Origin of the sequence: Arthrobacter sp. H5 (assembly GCF_000520595.1) — a bacterium.
Classification (GTDB): domain Bacteria; phylum Actinomycetota; class Actinomycetes; order Actinomycetales; family Micrococcaceae; genus Arthrobacter_D.
In genome coordinates this window covers 1-4,723 of the sequence record NZ_KI915035.1, presented here as the reverse complement: position 1 = coordinate 4,723, position 4,723 = coordinate 1, and the positions used below count along the sequence as shown (strand labels likewise).

The window sequence follows — 4,723 nt, the reverse complement described above, 5'->3', positions numbered from 1 at the left end:
GGGGGGGAGGTCGACCTCACCGAGATAGCTCAGCTTCTGGGTGTCGAGCCGACTGCTGCGAGGGACGCACTGGGAGAGCTGGTCTACGACATACCGGGTGAGCCGGGCGTCATGGAGACGCGCGCCGAGTACCTCAGCGGCAATATCCGCGAAAAACTCGATGCCGCCACCACGGCGGCGGCCGAGGACGAACGCTTCGCCCGCAACGTCGTAGACCTGAAGGCTGTCATGCCACTGCCGTTGGGTGCGGACGAGATTGAGGCCCGCATCGGGTCCATTTGGATTTCGGCCGAGATACACCAGGAGTTCCTCCAAACGATCACCCGTGACCGTCGGGCACGCGTGGACCGGGTGACCGGCGCCAACTGGGACGTGCAGGCAAATAAGCAGCTATTCACGGCTCGCAACGACTGGGGCACGGAACGGATGGCTGCAGGAGAAATCTTCAAGAACCTGCTCGAGCAAAAGAGGGTCCAGGTCACCGACCCGGACCCGGACCCGGAAAGTAATCGGCGGATCCTCAACCCCGTCGAGACCGCATCGGCGCAGGAGAAAGCGCAGCTGATGCAGGACAGGTTTGGGGAGTGGGTGTGGGAGGACCCAAACCGCACCATCGCCCTCACCGACGAATATAACCGCCGCTTCAACTCCCTGGTGCTGCGCGATTACACCGTCGAAGGCGAACGTCTTACCCTGCCCGGTTTGGTGAAGAACTTCACCCCGCGCCCGCACCAGCGGGCAGCGGTGGCCCGTATGATTTCCGAGCCTTCCGTGGGCTTATTCCACGAGGTCGGCGCTGGCAAGACCGCTGAGATGGTGATGGATTCCATGGAACTGCGCCGTCTCGGCATGGCCCGCAAACCGGCCATTGTTGTGCCGAACCATATGCTCGATCAGTTCGCCCGGGAGTGGCTGCAGATTTACCCGCAGGCTCAGATTCTTGCCGCATCGTCAGCGGACCTTGCCGGCGACAAGCGCCGACAGTTCGTCGCCCGCGCGGCCGCGAATGACTGGGACGCGGTCATCATGACCCGTACTGCCTTCGAGCGCATTTCCTTGTCAGCGGAATCGCAGGCTGAGTACCTCGCCCGGGAGATAGATCGGAAGCGCCAGGAAATTCTGGCGGCGAAGGAGCGAGCTGCGGAGAGCGGTGGCCGGCCCATGTCGGTGAAGAAGCTCGAAGCACGTCTGCAGTCCGAGGAGGAGAAGATGAAGCGACTTCTCGAAACTCCTGCCGACCCGGGTATCACGTTCGAGCAGACCGGCATCGACTATCTCATCGTGGACGAGCTGCACGACTTCAAGAACCTCGCGACGACCTCGAACATCCAGGACGCGGCCATCGACGGCTCAAATCGTGCATCGGACCTGCACGCCAAGGTGGAGCACCTGCGCAGTGTTCATGGCGATCGCGTAATTACGGGGGCGACGGCGACGCCGATCGCCAACAGTGTCACCGAGATGTACGTGGTGCAGCGCTACCTGCGCCCTGACCTACTCGAACAGGCTGGTATCAACGACTTCGACACGTGGGCGGCGACCTTCGGTCAGGTGGTCTCCGAGATGGAAATGACCGTGGCCGGCGGGGAGAGCTTCAAGATGAAGGAACGCTTCTCGAAGTTCCAGAACGTGCCCGAGCTGCTGAAGATGTTCCACACGTTCGCGGATGTGAAGACTGCCGAGGACCTGCAGCTACCAGTCCCGGACATCGAGGAACGCGACGACGGCCGACGCCTGCCGCGCATGGTGGCCGTTGAGCCGTCCATCGAGCTCGAGGAGTACATCGCGGACATCGCGGAGCGCGCCGAGAAGATCCAGGCCCGTCTGGTTGATCCGACCGAGGACAACATGCTGAAGATTTCCAGCGACGGACGGAAGGCGGCCCTGGACATGCGTTTGGTTGATCCGGAACTCGACGCCATGGTGGGAGCCACGAAGATCAGCGCTACCGCGGACCTCTTGGCAAAGGTGTATGAGGAGAACAAGGACCGCACCTATGAGGACCCGGAAACGGGTGACCCGCACCCGACACCGGGCGCACTACAGATGGTGTTCTGCGACCTCGGCACACCCTCGGACAAGTGGAACGTGTACGAGCAGTTGCGCGACGACTTGGTGGAGCGCGGTTTGCCTGCACATAAGGTGCGATTCATGCACGAAGCCAAGAACGACGCCGAGAAGGGCCGGCTGTTCGCGGCATGCCGTACCGGAGACGTCGCCGTGCTCGTCGGCTCAACGCAGAAGATGGGCGTCGGCACGAATATCCAGGCCCGTGCCGTGCACCTGGTCGACCTTGACGCACCATGGCGACCAGCCGACGTGTCCCAGCGTCACGGGCGCATCATCCGGCAGGGCAACCAGAACCCCGAAGTCGCTATCTCCCAGGTCGTCACCAGGGGATCGTTCGATACCTTCATGTGGCAGACGTTGGAGCGCAAGAGCAAGTTCATCGACCAGATCATGCGCGGCCGACTCGACGTCCGGGAAATCGAAGACCGGGGACAACACGCTGTCCTTCGCGGAGGTCAAAGCCATTTCCAGCGGCAACCCGCTGATCTTGGAGAAGTCGAAAGCCGATCAGGAATTGACCCGATTGCAGCGTCTCGAACGAGGATGGCACCGCAACCAGGCGGCGCTCACGCGGCGTAACGACAGCTCACTCGTTCGCGGTCGTGCACTGGCTGCTGAGCTGCCTTCGCTGAAGGAGGCAGCCGCACGTACAACAGCTGATGTCGGAGGGGACGCGTTCCGTATGACTATCGCTGGACGTACCGTCGAGAAGCGCACCGACGCGGTGGAGGCACTACGTACATGGGCGGATAGGAATGCCGCCGGCCGCCCGCCCATCAACGGCTCGAAAGATCTTGGAGTGATGGCGTCCATCGGCGGCCACGACATCCGCTTCATTCAGCGCGAAACCAACATGGTTGAGATGGGTGCTTCCCGTGTTGATTTGCAGATCGAAGGGGCGTCAGGTGTCGCCGTGGAACTCAAACGCAACGACGCATTGTTCCCGACGGTGGGTGTCATCCAACGGTTGGAGAACCAGGTCACGCGGTTGCCTGATGAGGTGGTGAAGCGGGAGCGTCAGCTGGAGGAAACACGCCAGGAATACCGCGATGCGGTGACCGCACTGAATCAGCCGTTCAAGCACACAGAGGCGCTTGAGAAGGCCAAGTGGGAAGTTGAGCGGATCAGCCGCGAGATGCGCGGCGAGGATGGTTCTCAAACGACACTCACACCGGAACTGGAGGACTTGAAGCGACACATGCGGGTTGCATTCCCGAACCCTCCGAAGCCCGGTCAGGCACCTGATAGAACCGCAGGGCAACACCGGACCAGCAACGTTCCAGGACTGGGTGTTGAGCGATCCGGAGGAATAGAACTGTGAACCACTGAACATAGGTGAGGGGCGCTTCCCGGTGGGAGGCGCCCCTCACTCGTTTGAGGTCATACGTCGATCACGAGAGATGCGGGCCGTCGCTCGCACCTGATGTAACGGTTCAATCCTCTGTCGAAGCTGCTCGACGAGCCAAAAACTTCCGCGCTCCGTTCTCTGGCCATGACCGCCTACGGTCGTCCTCGAAGCGGCCGTCGCATGTCATTACCGATAGAGCGTTTCCCGTCATCAACCTGCCGAGTTTTTTATCGATTTCACGAGTCGCCTTCGCCAGGTCGTGGATGCCGCGGATTTCCAACCACAACCGGCTCTCGAAGAACTCCCAGCTCAACGTTGTCTCAAACTGAAGACGTTTCTCACCGATGCCGAGAAAGGTCACGGTTGCCGTGTGCTCGCTCGGAAGCCCCGAGTCATGACGAGCGTTCCCCGAGTCCCAGAACGTTCGCCATTCCTGGTCGGGCGCGAGGACGTGGATGGAGTCTGGAATCTTGACCCGTTCGAGTGTCCCGCCTGCATGTGCTGCCCGCTGTGGATGGGGTTCAATGCCTAGCTTCACGTCCTGGGCGGCAGTCGTCCCATAGTTCTTCACAACTAGCTCGATGAACATTCCGCCCGCACGGCTCTCCTCCATTGTGACAACCACATAAGGCTGAGCTTGCTCGGTCAAAAGATCGCGCTGTAGCTTGCGCGTCTCGTCGGCATCCTTAGCGCTGGCTCTCAGTTGCTGCTGTGCATTCTCGACTTGCCTCTTCGCGTAGACCGCAGCGACTACTGCGACCCCAAACGTGAGCATGGCCGCTACGGCCCCGACCCAGGTCGCGATTGCCGCTGATGTTTCGGGATCCACTACAGTGCTTGGCCGGAAGAGGTCACAGGAGCATCCGAAGTCGACGGTGATCGCCGGGCGCGGCGCTTAGCAACTCCGCCGGACTCGAGCCCAAGCTTCTTCAACTCATCGTCACTCCAGCCGTCCTTCGTCGCTCGGACATATGCTTTCTAGTGGGTGAACGGTTAGCTCAGGTAGGGTTTATTCATGGCCAAGCCAGATTTTCCGCGGACGATATTGGATTTCCAGGCCAGATTCGGCGATGAGCAGGCGTGTCTGGACTATCTGTTCCAGTGCCGGTGGCCTGAGGGTTTCGTCTGTCCGCGGTGTGGCGGCACAACGGCGTGGCCGATAGCAGCACGACGACTATGGCAGTGCGGTGGCTGCGCCTATCAGGTGTCTCTGACGGCCGGTACAGTCCTGCACAAGACCCATACCGCGCTGCATTTGTGGTTCTGGGCTGCTTACCTGATGTCCACGGGAACAACTGGAATTTC

General features: G+C 61.0%; 5 protein-coding genes. 3 read left to right on the top strand and 2 right to left on the bottom strand.

Annotated features, from left to right (window positions below; translation table 11 throughout):
* The coding region (locus tag Y708_RS31310; RefSeq protein ID WP_253905907.1) for a hypothetical protein at positions 1-300 on the bottom strand (300 nt) is incomplete at its 3' end.
* 42 nt (positions 301-342) lie between these two features.
* Here Y708_RS31310 and Y708_RS31305 point away from each other — a divergent pair.
* Positions 343-2,649 carry a helicase-related protein gene (locus tag Y708_RS31305; RefSeq protein ID WP_253905906.1) on the top strand — a complete coding sequence of 769 codons (2,307 nt, stop codon included), beginning with the start codon at positions 343-345 and terminating at the stop codon, positions 2,647-2,649.
* Between the two features lie 103 nt (positions 2,650-2,752).
* Positions 2,753-3,391, top strand: coding sequence for a hypothetical protein (locus tag Y708_RS31300; protein ID WP_253905905.1), 639 nt, complete (start codon positions 2,753-2,755; stop codon positions 3,389-3,391).
* A 112-nt stretch (positions 3,392-3,503) separates the two neighbouring features.
* Here Y708_RS31300 and Y708_RS0120580 read toward each other — a convergent pair whose 3' ends face one another.
* Positions 3,504-4,247, bottom strand: coding sequence for a hypothetical protein (locus tag Y708_RS0120580; RefSeq protein WP_028281369.1), 744 nt, complete (start codon positions 4,245-4,247; stop codon positions 3,504-3,506).
* Positions 4,248-4,433: 186 nt separating this feature from the next.
* On the opposite strand from Y708_RS0120580, the gene Y708_RS28790 reads away from it, so the two are divergent.
* A partial coding sequence (locus Y708_RS28790; RefSeq protein WP_162150418.1) for a transposase occupies positions 4,434-4,723 on the top strand: 290 nt, incomplete at its 3' end.